We start from the raw sequence: 16122 nt of genomic DNA, 5'->3' as shown, positions 1-16122 counted from the left end.
CGCCCCACCGCCCTGCCCTGCACCGGGCCGCCGGCCTCCCGCACGATCGCCAGGATCCTGCGGTAGTCGCCGGGCAGCGCGCCCTCGTCGGCCGCGTCGCTGCGGTGCGGAATGGACAGGACCGCCCGCCCGGCCACCTGCGCCGCTACCGGAGCGACAGCCTCGCCGTCGGCCCGGGCCTGCTCGGCAAGAGCGTCCAGTTCGCTCCGGCGAGCGGTGATCCACTGCCGCTCCTGCATCCCCACAGCCCTCCCGCGGTCTCGTGGCGTGCCGACCTGCTGACGGATCGTAGGCGAGGGCCGGTCGCGGGCGTAGCCGAACCCGGCATCCCGCCGAACCGGACCCGCCCGATGATCTACACCATGGTCATCGGCCACCGACCAGCGCGAGTACCCGACTCGTTACTTACACCAGACCCGTGACCTGCGAATTCACGATGCACACCACTCAATGCGCACTGCTGCGGGCCCACCTGCAGCACCGTCCCCACCCCGTCACGAGTCGCGCTGCCTTCGACGACTTTGCCCGGAGGACGAGCACACCAGAGGCGGCTGTGGCACCGTGGACTCAGGCCTGGTCCGTCACTCCCCCCGTGGTGACGGGCCAGGCCTCACTGCATGCTCCAGGAAACGCATGTGGCCGAACCCGACCTGCTCGTCATCGATGTGGCGGGCGCGGACGATGGGACTGTCCAGGACATCTCTGCCCAGGACATCTCTGGCCCGGCAAGGAACACGAGGAAGCTCAGTGCAATGATCGACAACGCCTGAACGGTGGCGTCCGGCTGCACCGGATTCAGCACCGCCGGACCAAGGACCACGCCGGCCTCGATCTCGAGGACTGGGCCCGGAGGGAACTCGGGCCCCATTCCGCGGTGCTGTGGGCTTGGCCCTTCTAGGCTGATGGGACGATCTCCGGTCACCTTCCAGGGCACGGCCGTCCGGCGAGTGTCACGCTGGTGCGGCCCCCTCTCCGGGTCCCGGGCCAAGCGGAACTCCTCGCTCGGAAGACGCAGAGGCAGCGCCGGCCTTCGGCCCGACCGCTTGCTGCGGCCGGTGCCGCCGGGTCAACCTTCCCCGAGACCGGTGGCGCACCCCACGGCACGGGGCGCGCACGTGTGATCACCCCGACTCAGCTAAGGAGACCAACCGATGGTCGCCAGCAACCTAGTTCTCCTCGGCAACGCCGGTGACGTGGGCCGCACGGTCCTTGAGCAACTGCGCGCGCAGGACGTGCCCGTACGTGCGATGGTGCGCCGCGACGACGACCGTGCGGCTGAGCTGCGTGGGCTCGGCGCGGAGGTCGTCCTCGGCGATCTGACCCGGCCCGAGAGCGTCGCGGCCGCGCTGGAAGGCGTCGGCAGGATGTACTTCGCGATGCCCGTATCGCCGGACCATCTGCTGGCAGCCACCGTGGTGGCCAGCGTGGCGCGCGAGCACGGAAACCTGGACGCCCTGGTGAGCATGTCCCAGATGACGGTGTCGCAGATGACCGCCACCAGCACTGCGGAGTCGCACCAGCAGCGCCTGCACTGGCTGGCGGAACAGGTACTGAACTGGTCGGGCCTGCCGGTGGTACACATCCGGCCGACGTCTTTCCTGGACAACCCACTGTTCACCACGCTGCCGGCCCGCTCGATCCGGGAGAACGGCACGATCGCGCTGCCGTTCGGCACCGGGCGCACCTCGCCGGTCGCTGTGGAGGACGTCGCCCGAGTGGTCGCCACCGTGCTGCGCGACCCGGCCCCACACATCGGACACGTCTACGAGCTCACCGGCCCGCGCACGGTCGACATGACGGAGATGGCCGAGGAGTTCTCGCGGGCGTTGGGCTCTCCGGTGTCCTATGTGGACGTGCCGCTGGACCGGTGGCGGGCCGAAGTCCTCGCCAAGGCGGGCCTGCCGTCGCACACCGAAGAGCACATCGCCACCATGGCCCGACTGCACCGCGAGAACCGCTACGACCGCGCGACGGACGACGTACAGCACGTCACGGGCGTACCTGCTCGATCGGTCGAGGCGTTCGTGGCCGCTCGCAAGGACTTCTACCTGGGCTGAGCCGCACCGGCCGACACGTACAACGCCGACGAGTGGCTCGTTCGAGTGCGGCTCGCGTGACGGCCGGGGAAGTGCGGCCTCGTGGTCGGCGTACAGCACACTGTGCCCGCACCCGCTCCGGTCGACCTCCGCGGCCCCGACGCTCTGTGGCACTACTGTCGACGGCATGAGCGAAAACTCCGAGCGTTCCGTTGTCGTCGAGCGAACCAGCGCAGGCCACTTCGTCGCGACCAACGCCCGCGGCGGATCGATCAGTTTCGGTACGGCCTCCGATGCCGGCCGGGAGACCGAGTTCACCCCGGTCGAGCTGTTGCTCGCCGCGATCGGGGGCTGCACGGCCGCGGACGTCGATATCTCCACCAGCCGCCACGCGGAGCCCATCGGGTTCTCTGTCGCGGTGACCGGCGACAAGATCAGTGACGAGCTCGGCAACCGCATGACCAACCTCGTGGTCACCTTCACCGTCGCCTTCCCGGACGGTGAGGGTGCGGATCGCGCCCGCGCGATTCTTCCCCGCGCGGTCAAGACCTCCCATGACCGTCTCTGTACGGTCAGCCGCACGCTCGAGATCGGCACGCCCGTGACCGCGACGATCAATAGGACGCAACCAAGCTGAGTCTCACCGACGGCAGGTGTCACCCGTCCGCTGTTTCCTCGGCCTCCCAGCCCAGAAGGACTCCCGGCAGGCACTCGAGCACCGCAGCACGAGCACGATCAGCGCGACCCCCAGGACCGCCAGGGCGGCCCCGCCCAGCAGGAGCACCATGCCCGGGGGCACGGCCTCGCCCGGCGCCAGGACCGCACCGAGCGCGAACACCAGGAGCGCGGCCGTCACCATCGCGCCGATCACGAAGTGCACGTACCGGAAGGCTGCGTGGGAGAACACCGTTCCCCGTCGAACCATCGTCACCAGTCGCCACACGCAGACCAGGACGACCTGGACCGTCACCATCCCCAGTACCGCGATCACGAGGGTCGGAGTGCGCACGTGTGCGATGTCCGCGTCGAGATCCTGCAGGTCGATGGCCAGCAGCGGCACCATCACCGCCTGCACGAACACCGAGCCGACGAGCAGCACCACCAGCACGGCGCGCAGCGCAAGCACTGTCAGCTTTCCCATCGCCTCTCCCTATGATCGAGCAACGATGTAAATCTATCGATACTCGATAGATGTGGCAAGAGGTGGGCCGACGAGGTGGGACACCGGTACAGACGGCAAGGGCGCCGGGCATGTCGAGCAGGGCCGCCGAAAATTCCGTGCTGTGCCGGTTGCTGAAGGTGCAGACTCGCTCCATGGCAGACATGGGGGCGTTCCGGGACGCAGTCAGCCGCTGGGCGGCCGGCGGTCCCGGCGGAGCGGCGGGTGATCTGGCTGTGCAGCTGGGGCTGCGGACGGCGGTGCTGCTGGAAGGACTGAGTGATCTCGCGGCCGTCGAGGAGCTGGCCGCCCGGCGTGGCCGGGACCTGGCCGCCGAAGGGGTGTGCGTCGTGGCGATGGGCGGGGCGATGAGCGTCGGCCGTTACGCCGGTCTTCTCGGGCCGCCCGGTCTTGGCCTGCGCCTGAGGGGACTGTGCGACGAGGGCGAGCAGAGCTTTTACGACCGCGGCTGGAAGCGGGCCCGGGCGCCGCATCGGGGCTTCTTCGTGTGCGTGGCGGACCTGGAGGACGAGCTCATCCGTGCGCTGGGCACGGCACGGGTCGAGGAGATCATCCGGGCGGAGGGCGACCTGCGTGCCTGGCAGACCTTCCTGCGCCAGCCCGCACACCACGGTCGGCCCCGGCAGCAGCAGCTGCGGCGCTTCCTCGGCACGAAGAAGGGCCGCAAGATCCGCTACGGCCGTCTCCTGGTGGAAACCCTCGACCCCGAACAGGCACCGGCCCCGCTCGACGACCTCCTCACGAGCCTGTGACCGACGCCGGGCGCTCGTTGCCAGGACTCCGGCGACGGAGGCCGGACTCGGCGAGGTGCGGCGGGTGCGTCGCGAGCGCCGGCACGCGTTGGTGCCGGTGATCGCCGAGCTGGGGCTCGACCGGGCGACCGTGCCGTTCCTCTTCGTGCAGACCATGCACCCGGGCACGATCAGCTTCAGCTCGATCGGGGTGCAGCAGGTCGGCAAGACCAACTTCAAGGTCACTGGTGACCTGACCATCCGCGGCGTGACCAAGCAGGTCACCGTGGGCTGCGAACTGACCGGTGCCGAGAACGATCCACAGGGCAGGTTCCGGGCCGGCTTCCACGAACCGTCCTCTCAGATATCGAGGACGTGCGGCAGGCCCAGCCGGTAGCGGATGTGGTCGGCGGCCTTGAGCTCGGCGAATCCGGGTGGTTCGACGCCGCCGAGGAGACGGACCTCGTCGGCGCCGTCGGCACCGGCGGCCTCCAGCACGGCGTTGGCGGCGCGGCGGCCGGTCTCGTTGGCGGTCTCCATGGATGTGAAGTCGAGGTTGCTGTGGGCGCGCACGTGGTCGCCGGCGAGGAAGAGGTTGGGGATGGCGGTGACGGCTTCGGATCGCAGGTGCCAGGAGGAGACGTCGTTGAGGAAGTAGGTGTCGTCGTTCTCGAGCCTGCCGACGGCGGTCTGGGTGACGGCCGGATCGAGGAACCAGGAATGGACGATGCCGTCGGGGAGGATGACATCGCCGTTGTCCTCGAGGCCTGCCTTCATCTGCGCCCAGACTTCCTCCGAGATCTCCTTCGGAGTGCATTCCTTGGCCGGTCTGCCGTAGAGGGGGCCGGGTGTGTCCCAGTCGGAGATGACGACGGAGAGGGATTCGGCGGCCGTGCCGTCGCCCCAGGTCTCGGTGAAGGGATCGGACCAGAAGCGGGACTGCCCGACGGGGGCCAGTGCCCACGGGGAGTCCATGAGGGCGAGGTGGGAGACGGGGCCGCGGAAGGTCTCCTTGAGGTAGTACATGATGCCCTGGCACCACGTGGTGCGCAGTCGGTCCATCTTGGCGAGTTGAGGATCGGCCGCCCGGATCTCGGGAGACCACAACTGCCGTACGCGGTCCACGGGGAGAGCGGCCACATACCAGTCGGCGTCGATCCGTGCGGGACCGGCCGCGGTGCGGGCGTGAGCGGCCGTGACGCGCCCGTCGGAGCCCAGTTCGAGGGCTTCGACGAGATGCCCGGTGACGAAGCGGACGCCCAGCGATGTGAGGTGCCGCACCCACGGGTCGATGAAGCGTTCGCTGGTGGGGCCGTCGAGGATCCGGTCGAAGGGGCCGTCGGGCCCCATCCCGAGCATGGAGTAGAGGATCTTCGAGATGCCCTGTCCGCAGGTCCGGGTGCTGGCGGTCTCCGGCCGCAGAGCCTCGATGACCTTCGCCGAGCCGCCCCACATCACCTGGTAGAAGTCCGACTTGCCCTCGTATTCGATGAAGTCGAGCCAGCCGGTGTGCTCCCACTGCCCGAACTGGCGCTCGTCGCAGCTCGTCATGAGGATGGCGAGTTTCCGGCCGAGCAACACGCACTCGTGGGGGAGGAGCTGGGGCATGGTGCGCAACAAACCCTCGATCACGAGAGGGAGGGTGGCGGGGTCGAGGGTGCGGGTGTCGGGCGGGATCGTGGGGAGGTAGAGGTCGCCCTTGCCGTCCTCTCTGTTGAACGCGAAGTAGGGGACGGTGACGAGGTTGTCCCAGACGCCGTGTGTCCGGTCACCGAAGGGGATGCGCCGCATGGTGTCCGGAAGGTTGGTGTAGAAGCCGAAGAAGCCTCGATGGCCGTGTTCACCGGGCAGGTCGCGGCGGCCACCGGTGGCCGTGCCGGTCACCGGCAGGCTGCGCGCCTTACCGCCCCACTCCGCTCGCCGGTCGTACACGGTGACGTCGAAGCCTCGCTCGGCGAGCTCGTGGGCCGCGGTCAGGCCGCCGATACCACCGCCGAGTACAGCCACTCTCGTTCGGGTCCGCTGCGCCGCGGTCGCCTTCGCAGGCCGGAGTCCGAACGCTCCGGCTGCCGCCAGCGATCCACCCCAGCCCAGTACCTGCCTGCGTCCCGGCATCGCGTCCTCCCCTTCGGCGGCGTCGTCGCCGGGACGCTAGGGGGGCACCCGCAAGATCGGAACGCTGGGCTCGCCATGTTCGCATCTTCCGCACATCGGTGAACCAGTGGGCTTGGTGACGCACTTGGTCTGCACGAGCCTCGCACGCACGAAGGGCCCCTTCACCTGTCGCGCGCACTGCTCCGACCCTGCGGATGGACCGCAAGCCTGTCCGCACGTACACGCGCGACCGCCGTCGAAGACCTCGAGGCCGTAACCGTCGGCTGACCGTTGCCCTACTCCAGTGGCATCGTCGAAGGCGTCGCCGGCCGTATCAAGCGCACGGTGGTTGCCGGCACAGCGGGCGTTTCTGCCGCACCTTCGGGGACAGGCGCAGTTCGAGCTGGGGCGGCTCGACGAGGCGCTGGCGTCGGCGCGGGAGGGTGTGGCGGCGTGCCGCCGTCTCATCCCCATGCGCCGGGAGCTGGCGCTGGGTGGTCTGCCGGGCGCGCTGCGTACGTACGCGCTGGTGTGGGTGGTGACCTCGGCCGTACGGAGGAGTCCGTGGCCGCCTGTGACGGGTACGCCGGGCTGCTGCGGGCCATGTCGTTGCGGGAGCTGGGGCGCGTGCCGTTGGTGCGGGCGCGCGCGTGCTGAGCGAACTGACCTCCGGATTGCGGGAGCTGGGCCGGTACGAGGAGGCCTTGACGATCGGCCGTGAAGGGAGGGGTGCGGCCGACCGCGTACTCGTGTGGCTTTGCCGTGACGCGGTGCGGCCACCCCCCCCGTACAGCCCCGAGGCCGGCCCGCCGCCTCGGCACAGGCGCTGAGCGCCAACCGCGGCTTTTCCAGGCGGGACTCGGCCTCCGGGCGGCTGGTGCGGTCCGGAGAAGGTCCGGCGGCGGGGTCCCCGGTCAGGGTGAGCCGTCGGCCTCAGCTGGACACCGCGCACTGACCGCGGTCGGCGGTCTTCGGTCCCTCCGCGGTGGGACGGACGTCGAAGTCGAAGATTCCGGTCGGGAGGTAGAGGGAGCAGCAGGCGTTGGGGATGTCGACGATCCCGCTGATGCGTCCCTCGATGGGGGCTGCGCCGAGGAGCAGGTAGGCCTGTTCTCCGGTGTAGCCGAACCTCTTCAGGTACTCGACGGCGTTGAGGCAGGCGCGGCGGTAGGCGACCGTCGCGTCCATGTAGTAGTTGGTGTCGGTGTCGTGGTCCACGGAGATCCCGATGAAGGAAAGGAACTCCGAGTACCGCGGTTCGACATTGCCCGGCATGAAGACGGGGTTGGTGCTGATGCCGTACTTCTCCATGCCACCCTTGATCAGATCGACGTGGAAGTCGATGTAGCCGCCCATCTCGATGGCGCCGCAGAAGGTGATCTCGCCGTCCCCCTGGCTGAAGTGCAGATCACCGCCCGACAGCTTGGCGTCCTTGACGTGCACGGGGTAGAAGACGCGCGATCCGCGAGTGAAGTTCTTGATGTCGTGGTTGCCGCCGTTCTCCCGTGCGGGAACGGTGCGCGCCCCTGTCCGGGCGATGCTTTCGGCTTCCGATCCGGTCGCCTTGCCGACGAGGGACTGATCGGGCTCGGGCGCGAGTCCCAGAGGCGGGATCCGGTCGGGGTCGGTGTCGATGAGGGCCTGCTCGCGCCTGTTCCACCTCTCCAGCAGTTCCGCTGAGGGCGCGGTGCCGAAGAGACCGGGGTGGGTGATGCCGGTGAAGTGGACACCGGGTAGGTGCCTGGACGTCGCCACTTGCCCGTGGAAGTCCCATATCGCCTTGTAGGCGTCTGGGAAGTAGTCCGTCAGGAAGCCTCCACCGTTGGCCTTGGCGAAGACGCCCGTATATCCCCAGCCCTGACCCGGCGCCTCCCCGACTTGCTGCGGTACCGGCCCGAGGTCGAGGATGTCCACGACAAGCAGGTCGCCCGGCTCCGCGCCTTCGACGCCTATCGGCCCACTGAGCATGTGTGTGGCGTTCAAGTCGACATCGCGCACGTCATTGGCAGAGTCGTTGTTGCCGATCTGCGCGTCGGTCCATTCGCGGCATTCGACGCGGAACTCGTCTCCCGGGCGGACCATCGCGACGACCGGGACGTCAGGATGCCACCTGTTGTGTCCAGGTACAGTCTGGTCGCGCATCGACCGGGACTGGTCGACGCTGAAGATTACTTCAGGCATGTGAACTCCTCATATTCTCTGTACCGGTGAAGGGGTGCGACGTAGCGCCCGGGGGCGCCCGGGGCCCCAGCACCGGGGATGCCCCGGGTAGCCCCTCATGCCTCTTCTTGCGTCTCCCTCAACCACCTCCTGCGCTCGGGGTGACGAGTTTTGGTGTCGGCGGCGATCGTCCGGCCCGGCGGAACCGCTAGCCGGGGCTACCTGCCGGGTAGCTCGGAGCGCCGTACTCCTCGGCAGGCCTGCCGGGCCCCCTCCGGCGAAGCACGAACCACAGCGCGGTGAAGACCAGCACGCCAAACGCGCCCAGCGCGATCGCGATCTCATAGAAGTTCTCGGCAACCCAGTAACCGGACAGCAGCAGGAATGCTGGTATGACGCCGGTCACCCAGCCTTCTATCGCGGTCACCCAGCCGACATAGGGCGTCAGCGCCTCCAGTTTCAGTCCCAGTAGCAGGAAGAAGAGGAACCAGAGGAAGGCCCAGTAGAGCCATATCACTCCAAACGGCTGATCGCCGAACTGCCGGAAGCTGACGAAGGAATAACCCAGGGCCACGATCGACACGAACAGTGAGTAATAGCCCACGCCCGTCGTGTCGAGCCCCATGAGCAGTCCCACTCCCACATACAGGTACGTGAAACCGAAGAGGAAGATGCCCGATGCCAGCAGAATTTGGTCGGGATCCTGATTTGCGGCGATGATGAGATAGGTGGGTGTCACGACCTGAAGCCCGCCCACGAACAGGTTGAATATGGCGGCTGCCCGGCTGTCCACCTTGCCCAGCAGCATCAACCCGTTCAGGAACAGCACCGCGCCAACGAAGAGAAGTCCGACGTTGGCCAAGGGGACACACCTCCCGATGTTCCGCTCTCGCGAGCGATGCGCCTGCCGGGCGGTCATGCGACCGAAAAGCAGTTGTGCGCGATTTCCCTCTCAGGGCCGAGGAAGCCGGGCGACCGCCGGATGGACCGGTCTCCGCGCAGCAGCCTTGGGAGGCACCCGCGTGACCACCGCGGGGTTTTCCCGAGACTTCTCCTCTTGCCCGCGCAGGCCTGCGACGGCAGGCGACGTGAAGGCGGTCGCGGGCGACGAGTACACACGCCGAGCCGTATTCGAGCACTGCGGGCAGCCCTGCTCGGCGGGCGCGGTGCCGATCGGCAGCTGTACGTCGAACGATCCGCACCGATTGCAGGAGTACTCGTAGGTCGCCATGAGGAGTCATCTCCAGCTGGCCGCGCTTCCAGCCCCAGGCCATGCGCGCGGATCTGGTCGCGATCTCTCAATTCCAGGCAACGCCTTGGAGGACGGCGTGTCAAGGCGAGTCGAAAATGCTCTGGGCGCCGCCCTGGGCCGCCGTGCGAAAGGGGCCGGACACGACGCGGACACCCAGGCCGCACGGCGGTGGTGCATGTGCCGTGTCCGCTGAATTCCCCGACGCGGTCGGGGCGTTGCCCACGCGGTGATTCAGCCGGTCAGGGGAGTGGTTCGATGTGCGGCGCGGCCTGACGTCTGCGTGCCGGCCTCCGGCGAGGGAACGGAGGGGAGGGCGCCCACCCCAGGACCTCGACTTCACGACATCACCGTTGCGGAGATCACCAACAGCAACAGCAACAGCAACAGCAACAGCGTCGCGGAGTACGCGGTCATGCAGATACTCGCCGTCGTCGACAGCTACCTGCCCGCCACGAGTGGGTCACCACCCGCCATGAAGTGCGGAACCTGCATCGCCAACACGGCCCGCGCGCTGATCTTCGACCGGGACGCCGTGGCACGCGCTTTGGAGAGCGGTCATCTGGCGGGCTACGACGGTGACGTCGTCCGGGAGAGCCTGGAGCGCTGGTTCGACAACTGCCCGATCCGTCAGGAGTACCTCATCGTGCAGGACGGCAGGCTTGCGGGGTCCGGGACAGGGCTCGCTCGTACACGGTCGACGCACAGGATGGGAGTCGGCGGGGCCGTCGCCGCCTGGGCAGCAGCAGCCCCATACGACCTGGCCGGATGCCGTGCCCCGGCGTACGTGTCAGGGCGAGCCCGCTATCGCGCACGCGCGGCACGGGGGTCGGCCGCAGGTGCACTGCAGGATGCCGTCCAACACGTCGTGGTCGTGGTAGAGGCACTTGTCCTGGCAGGTGTGGCGGGGGATGAAGCCCCCCTGGAGCTCGTCCGGCCAGGGTTCTTCGCCCTCCCGGCAGCGGACAAACCGTTCGGGATCCGTGGAGTGCAGCCGATGCATGCTCTCCCGGGCCTCGCCCTCCAAGGCGTGTGCTTCGGCGACCATGCCTTTGAGCTGGTCGGCGAGACCGGAGAACCTGGCGTCACCGGTTCTCACATGGGCGGCGCTCAGGGCCATGACAGCGTTGCCCAGGAACCGTCGAGCGTCCTGGAGATTGGTGACGTGATGCAGTTGGATGCCGGTCACGCCTCTGACCCATACGGCGTCTTCGCTCACTTGTCCACCTTCCGGGCTCGAGTTGCCCACTGGTGATGCCGACGTGCGGAGGTACGCCGCATCTTCCTCATGAGCGCTGAAGTCTCTGGACGGGCGGCTGTCCGACAGGTCGCCGGTTGACCCGTTCCTGTTTCGTGACCGATCCGCCGCGCTGCGTAAATCGCCTATAAGGCTTGTATGTCTCCAAGGAGGTTAAAGTCTGTGATTCTTATCAGTCCAGTCGTTTATTAGTGAACTAGCTCACAAGTGCCGTGTCTCTGTTTTCCCGGCCGAGGCGGGTGAGTCGGGGCGTGGCGGCATGCTGAGCTGGTTCATTCAGAGCAATCGAGTGCGGCGAGCATCCGCTCCGCCCCGCATTGGAGCTGAGGCCTCAGGGAGGGGATGACGATGCCGAGGGTGCCGGTCCCGGGAGCGACGACGGTCTGCTCGTTCAGCGCGTCGCAGCTCCACCCGCGGTGTCGGTCGGAGGCTCATTCTCCGGGCGCCGGGCCCGGTGGACGGAACCAGCCCGTCCTGACCTGGATCTTGCATGAGTGACCGTCAGCTTGCTGACTGACCCTTTCAGCTCGTTCGGGGCGGAGATTCGTGCAGGTGGGCAGGCTGGTGGCCCGGCTGCCGCGTCGGGTGGACGGCGAACACCTCCAGCAAAGGAACCCTGAACGCCGTCCTTGGCGGCATGCTGGAGGCCACGGCGGCGGGCCGGAGCAGCAAGGGGAACGGTCGCGGCTCACAGTGCGCTACGCGCATCGTCCTCGGGCACCGTACGGCCTGGTTGCCGCTGCACGGGAGGCCGGGCTCGGTACGCCGGTGGCGCGTCATGGGCAGCTATGGCCTGCTCGGCCCAGATGACCTTGCCCCGCGGGGTGTACCGAGTACCCCAGCGGTCGGCCACCTGGGCGACCAGGAACAGTCCGCGGCCGCCCTCATCGGTGGTGGCGGCGTACCGCAGATGCGGCGAGGTGCTGCTGCCGTCGGACACCTCGCAGGTCAGGGTGCGGTCACGCAGAAGGCGCACGTGGACGGGCGGCGAACCGTGGCGGATGGCGTTGGTGATCAGCTCGCTGAGCACGAGTTCCATACCGAAGGCGAGGTCGGACAGGCCCCACTCCTCCAGCTTCTGTGACACAGCGGCGCGCATTCCGGCAACGGCGGCGGGGTCGCAGGGCACGTCCCAGTCCGCGACCCGGTCAGCCGGTGTGGCGAGCGTGCGGGCGACGAGGACTGCGATGTCGTCCTTGGGGCGCCCGTGGAGGAGTTCGTCCACCACGGCCTGGCAGTGTTGGTCGGGAGAGCGGTCGGGGTGCCGGGCGAGGGCCTCGCGCAGCATGTCCATGCCGACATCGAGGTCCCGCGCGCGGTCCTCGATGAGCCCGTCGGTGTAGAAGACGATCTGGGTGCCTTCCGCCAGTTGGAGTTCGGCAGTCTGGAACGGCATGCCGCCAAGGCCCAGCGGCAGGCCCGTCGGCACGTCGGCGAACGTCACGTCGCCGTCGGGGCTCACCAGGGCGGGGGCCAGGTGTCCGGCACGGGCCATGACACAGCGGCGCTCGACCGGGTCGTAAATGGCATAAAGGCAGGTGGCGCCGATGACGCCGGAGTCGCGGTCCGAATCCGACTCATCCTGGTCGATACGGCTGACCAGATCGTCGAGACGGCTCAGCAGGTCGTCAGGGGGTAGGTCGAGGGTTGAGAAGTTGTGCACCGCGGTGCGCAGCCGGCCCATCGTGGCCGCCGCGTGCAGACCGTGGCCTACGACGTCGCCGACAACCAGCGCCACCCGGCCGCCGGGCAGGGGGATGACGTCGAACCAGTCGCCGCTGACACCCGACTGGGCGGGCAGGTAGCGGAAGGCGACCTCAAATGCGTTCTGCTCGGGCAGCGCGCGCGGGAGCAGACTGCGCTGGAGGGCGACGGCGAGGGTGTGCTCGCGGGTGAAGCGGCGGGCGTTGTCGATGCTGAGCGCGGCGCGAGCGACCAGTTCTTCGGCCAGGGACAGCTCCTCCTCGTCGAAGGGCTCGGGCTTGCGGGAGCGCCAGAAGGTCGCCACGCCGAGCATGACGCCGCGGGCTTGGATCGGGACGGAGACCAGGGAGTGGATGCCGCATGCCTGGATCCTCTTCAGCCTCTCGGGGGCCTGCAGATGGAGCCCCGTGGCGGTGCCCAGATCGGACACGAGCTCCGAACGGCCCGTGCCCAGGCCGCGGGCGTGCGGTGTTGAGGGAATGAAGTCGATCAGGCAGCCGACCTCGCAGAAGGGATGATCCTTCAGGATGCCCTTGACGGCGGTGCGTCGCATACCCGATCCCTCATCGACCGGATCCTCGCCGTGCAGCACTGCATCGACCAGGTCCACGGTCACAAAGTCGGCGAATCGGGGAACAGCGATGTGGGCCAGCTCCTCGGCCGTACGCGTCACATCGAGGCTGGTGCCGATACCGAGTCCTGCGTCGTACAGCAGTTTCAGGCGCTCGCGGGCCATCTCGGCCCGGCCGGACAGCACCCGCAGCTCGGTGGAATCGCGCAAGGTCATCACCGTGCTGCCGGCGCAGCCGTCGGGTCCAGCGGGCCTCTGGTTGACTGCGAGCAGGCGCTCCCCGGCGACATGCACCTCGTCAGTGGCCTTGCGTCCGGAGGTCAGCAGTTCCCGAATGCCGCTGGTGAGGCCCGGCAGCTCCGCCACCGGCCTGCCCTCGGCGCCCTGGGGCAGGTCGAGGAGCTGCGAGGCCTCGTCGTTCGCCAGCAGCAGCCGAGCGTCCGCGCTCACGATGAGCACACCTTCGCGCACGGAGTGCAGGACCACGTCGTGATGCTTGTACATCCGCGTCATCTCGTCCGGGCACAGGTTGTGCGTCTGCCGCTGCAGCCGCCTGCCGACCAGCGCCGTTCCGGCTGTGGTCACCACCAGGCCGGCCGCTCCGGCGCTCAGGATGAGGGGCAGCTGCCGCTCCGCGTGGCTGGCGACAGTCTTGACCTTCAGCCCGGCGGAGACCAGCGCCACCACCTTGCCGTCGCCGTCGTTGACCGGGACGGTGGCCTGCACCTCGTGGCCCAGTGGCCCGTGGACGCTCTCGGTATGGACGCGGCCCGCCAGCGACGGGTCGATCCGGCCCACGAAGCGCTTGCCGATCCGGTCCGGCTGGGGATGGGTGTACCGGATGCCGTGGGTGTCCATGACGACGATGAAGTCGACGCCGGCGGACTTTCGGCCCGCCTCACTGAGCGGCTGCAGCACCTTCGACGGCTCAGGGGCCTGCAGCGCGGACAGGATGCCGGGGGAGTGGGCGAAGGTCTGGGCGACGGCAACGGAGCGGCGCTTGGCCTCCGCGCTGCCGGCCCGCTGCGACTGCAGCACCTGCGCCACCACGGCACACACCACCAGCAGCGCTATCAGCGCCACCTGCAGGAGAAACACCTGGCCGGCGACGCTTCGCGGGCTTCTGCCCACCAGAAGCCGCGGAGATATGCCATGAAAATGGCGAAAAACGTTCACTGGGCCCTATTCCTACATGAAGAACGTCCCCGTGGCTATGGCCCTGCTCGAGTTGGAACCGGAGCGGGGTGTCGCAGGGCGCGACGGCCGTCCAACGCCACGTGACCTCGCCCTTCCAGGGGATGCGCAAGCGTCGGGCTCCACCGGAGCGGACGGCCTCGCGGACCTGTTCGTAGCGGGAGATCCACTCGGCCGCCGCGAAGGCATCCGCTGGACCGGCAGCCGGGTCGTGCTCCTGGATGTACTCGCCGGCCGCCTTCTCGCAGCCCCGGACGATCCGGCCGCACTTCTGACGGTGACCCACTTGCCTCGCCCTCGGCGGCGTGGCACCCGTGGCCGACCGTCCGGGCAGCTGGATCGCGGCCGCGGGCACCTGGATCTGCCTGCTGACGGCCGACGGCGCCGTCGACTGACCGGCGGACCGGAGCAGGGCGCCGCGCCCCGCATGCGTATGAAGGATGCGGTGACCAACCCGTCGTGCCGGTTCTGGGCGGGAGCATGGCGTACCAGGCCGACGAGGGAGCCGGCTCCCGCTACCGGATCGACCACGACGGCACCGTGGTCCGGCTCCTGAACGGCATCACCGTCCCCAGCGACCCCGCGTTCACCCGCGAAAGCGTCCACCACTCATCCGCCCGGCCCTGGGCCATCGCGCCGTCCAGCAGGAGCGGCTCGAGCACGGCGAAGTCACTGTCGTCGACCTTCGGTCGCTTCGCAGGACCCGACGGGCGCAGGGCCTGTCGCCCGCACCCGTTTCCGCGCGACCTGACCCTGCGGAGTGAGGCCACCACCCTGCGCGTACCTCATGGCCACGAACTACCGCAGGGATCAAGTGATGTCACCCCGGCAACTCAGAGGAAAGGTCAGTGACACCTTTTGCCGAGGCCGTCGACGAGGGTGTGTCAGTGGTGGTGGCCGTGCCGGCCGAGGGTCTCCACGGGCGTCGCGCCGGGGCGGGTCCACTGTGGCACGGGGCGGCTGGTCGGGCCCCAGGTGGCGTTCCCGTCCGCGTCCGAACGCCAGGACCAGCACGGGCTGTGCCCCTCGGGCCAGCCCTCGGGGTTGTCCTCCCACGCCTCGCCGCGACCATAGGGCGTCATGTCGAGCAGACCCAAGGACCCGTTGACCCGCTCGTTGCCACGGCCCGTCGTGGAGTAGGTGAGGAACACGCGATCGCCGTCGCGCAGGAAGCAGGTGAGGTAACCCATGCTGCCGCCGACCGGCTCGTCCACGTCGCGCACCGAGTACCAGGGCTGGGTGTAGCCCATGAACTCGACGTAGGAGGCCACCTCGTCCGGCCGGCCTGTGGTCAGGATGGCGAACGAGACGCCACGGGCGTTGAGGTAGACGGCGTCCTTCAGATGCCAGGCCGTGGTGGTGCAGCCCTCGCACTGCCCCTGGTGCGGCGCGCCGTCGTACCACATGTGTTTGTAGACCACGAGCTCGTCGCGGCCCTGGAACAGCTCCAGGAACGGGACCGGGCCGTCGGGTCCGACGACCTCGACCGTCCCGTCGAGCTCCACCATCGGCAGCCGGCGGCGGGCTGCGGCGAGGGCGTCGCCCTCGCGGGTGTGGGCCTTCTCGCGGACCAGAAGCTCGTCGCGGGCGGTCTGCCAGGTGGCCAGGTCAACGACGGGCGGGCGGCCGGGCAGCGCGGTGGTCGGGTCACTCGGCGTGTTCGTCATGGCGTCCTCCGTGGTGTCGCGTGCCGGGCAGCGTCGTACGACGCCCTACGGCGGTCACCAGAACAGACTCGGGACCCGGCCGGAACTCATCGCGGCAAGGGGCGCCCTCGGCCGAGCCTGCACGGACCACCTCGGGCTGACAACTCCACAGATGCGCTCTCAGAGGGTGTTCCGTGAGAGTTCGACGGGTGGCGGTGCGGGTGCGGCGGCGGACCGGCAGCGGCTGGTGCACGAGACTGCGCGTTAAGTTGAAACGCCTGGTCAACCACGGCATCCTC

13 protein-coding genes and 2 pseudogenes are annotated in these 16122 nt (G+C 68.7%); 6 read left to right on the top strand and 9 right to left on the bottom strand.

Annotated elements, in window-relative coordinates; all coding sequences use genetic code 11:
• Nucleotides 1–239: pseudogene (locus StrepF001_RS42405) on the bottom strand (hypothetical protein); the annotation flags it as partial.
• 378 nt (nucleotides 240–617) lie between these two features.
• Between StrepF001_RS42405 and StrepF001_RS49135 the strand changes: the two are divergent.
• The 3 genes from StrepF001_RS49135 (at nucleotide 618) to StrepF001_RS42390 (ending at nucleotide 2673) form a co-directional block, all read left to right on the top strand.
• Nucleotides 618–770 carry a DUF6207 family protein gene (locus StrepF001_RS49135; protein ID WP_276322894.1) on the top strand — a complete coding sequence of 51 codons (153 nt, stop codon included), beginning with the start codon at nucleotides 618–620 and terminating at the stop codon, nucleotides 768–770.
• Between the two features lie 381 nt (nucleotides 771–1151).
• Nucleotides 1152–2057, top strand: a complete 906-nt coding sequence (locus StrepF001_RS42395) for an NmrA family NAD(P)-binding protein (RefSeq protein ID WP_129803408.1) — start codon at nucleotides 1152–1154, stop codon at nucleotides 2055–2057.
• A gap of 166 nt (nucleotides 2058–2223) precedes the next feature.
• Nucleotides 2224–2673 (top strand): OsmC family protein, encoded by a 450-nt coding sequence (locus StrepF001_RS42390; protein WP_129803407.1) that lies wholly within the window; start codon nucleotides 2224–2226, stop codon nucleotides 2671–2673.
• Between the two features lie 3 nt (nucleotides 2674–2676).
• Here StrepF001_RS42390 and StrepF001_RS42385 read toward each other — a convergent pair whose 3' ends face one another.
• Nucleotides 2677–3177: a DUF2975 domain-containing protein gene (locus StrepF001_RS42385; RefSeq protein ID WP_129803406.1), complete on the bottom strand. Its 501-nt coding sequence runs from the start codon at nucleotides 3175–3177 to the stop codon at nucleotides 2677–2679.
• A gap of 173 nt (nucleotides 3178–3350) precedes the next feature.
• Here StrepF001_RS42385 and StrepF001_RS42380 point away from each other — a divergent pair, with 173 nt between their 5' ends.
• A complete protein-coding gene (locus StrepF001_RS42380; RefSeq protein WP_129803405.1) occupies nucleotides 3351–3968 on the top strand; it encodes a TOPRIM nucleotidyl transferase/hydrolase domain-containing protein in 618 nt (205 codons plus the stop codon).
• A 64-nt stretch (nucleotides 3969–4032) separates the two neighbouring features.
• Nucleotides 4033–4344 carry a YceI family protein gene (locus StrepF001_RS42375; RefSeq protein WP_240797960.1) on the top strand — a complete coding sequence of 104 codons (312 nt, stop codon included), beginning with the start codon at nucleotides 4033–4035 and terminating at the stop codon, nucleotides 4342–4344.
• On the opposite strand, the gene StrepF001_RS42370 is transcribed toward StrepF001_RS42375, so the two are convergent.
• The 3 genes from StrepF001_RS42370 to StrepF001_RS42360 all read right to left on the bottom strand — a co-directional run bounded on the left by StrepF001_RS42370 (nucleotide 4308) and on the right by StrepF001_RS42360 (nucleotide 9063).
• The gene (locus StrepF001_RS42370) at nucleotides 4308–5954 is read right to left on the bottom strand and encodes an FAD-dependent oxidoreductase (RefSeq protein ID WP_165396559.1); all 1647 of its coding nucleotides are present in this window, start codon (nucleotides 5952–5954) and stop codon (nucleotides 4308–4310) included. The two genes, StrepF001_RS42375 and StrepF001_RS42370, sit on opposite strands and share 37 nt — an antisense overlap.
• Before the next feature lie 1020 nt (nucleotides 5955–6974).
• Nucleotides 6975–8222 (bottom strand): formamidase, encoded by a 1248-nt coding sequence (gene fmdA / locus StrepF001_RS42365; protein WP_129803403.1) that lies wholly within the window; start codon nucleotides 8220–8222, stop codon nucleotides 6975–6977.
• 187 nt (nucleotides 8223–8409) lie between these two features.
• Entirely contained in the window at nucleotides 8410–9063 is a 654-nt protein-coding gene (locus tag StrepF001_RS42360; protein WP_129803402.1) for an AmiS/UreI family transporter, read from the bottom strand.
• An 862-nt stretch (nucleotides 9064–9925) separates the two neighbouring features.
• Here StrepF001_RS42360 and StrepF001_RS49130 point away from each other — a divergent pair.
• A pseudogene (locus StrepF001_RS49130) lies at nucleotides 9926–10126 on the top strand (NAD(P)-dependent oxidoreductase); the annotation flags it as partial.
• Between the two features lie 114 nt (nucleotides 10127–10240).
• On the opposite strand, the gene StrepF001_RS42345 reads toward StrepF001_RS49130, so the two are convergent.
• From StrepF001_RS42345 to StrepF001_RS42335, 4 genes are all read right to left on the bottom strand, one after another.
• Complete coding sequence (locus StrepF001_RS42345; RefSeq protein ID WP_206307130.1) at nucleotides 10241–10669, bottom strand: hypothetical protein; 429 nt, start codon at nucleotides 10667–10669, stop codon at nucleotides 10241–10243.
• A 727-nt stretch (nucleotides 10670–11396) separates the two neighbouring features.
• The gene (locus StrepF001_RS42340; RefSeq protein WP_129803410.1) at nucleotides 11397–14117 is read right to left on the bottom strand and encodes a SpoIIE family protein phosphatase; all 2721 of its coding nucleotides are present in this window, start codon (nucleotides 14115–14117) and stop codon (nucleotides 11397–11399) included.
• Nucleotides 14118–14692: 575 nt separating this feature from the next.
• A complete protein-coding gene (locus StrepF001_RS46080; protein ID WP_165396557.1) occupies nucleotides 14693–14839 on the bottom strand; it encodes a hypothetical protein in 147 nt (48 codons plus the stop codon).
• Between the two features lie 222 nt (nucleotides 14840–15061).
• Complete coding sequence (locus StrepF001_RS42335) at nucleotides 15062–15844, bottom strand: DUF899 domain-containing protein (RefSeq protein WP_129803400.1); 783 nt, start codon at nucleotides 15842–15844, stop codon at nucleotides 15062–15064.
• Nucleotides 15845–16122: the final 278 nt, after the last annotated feature.

Source organism: Streptomyces sp. F001 (assembly GCF_004187715.1).
Classification (GTDB): Bacteria; Actinomycetota; Actinomycetes; order Streptomycetales; family Streptomycetaceae; genus Streptomyces; species Streptomyces flavusporus.
The sequence above is the reverse complement of the archived record's forward strand: the minus strand, read 5'-3'. Positions and strand labels throughout refer to the sequence as shown.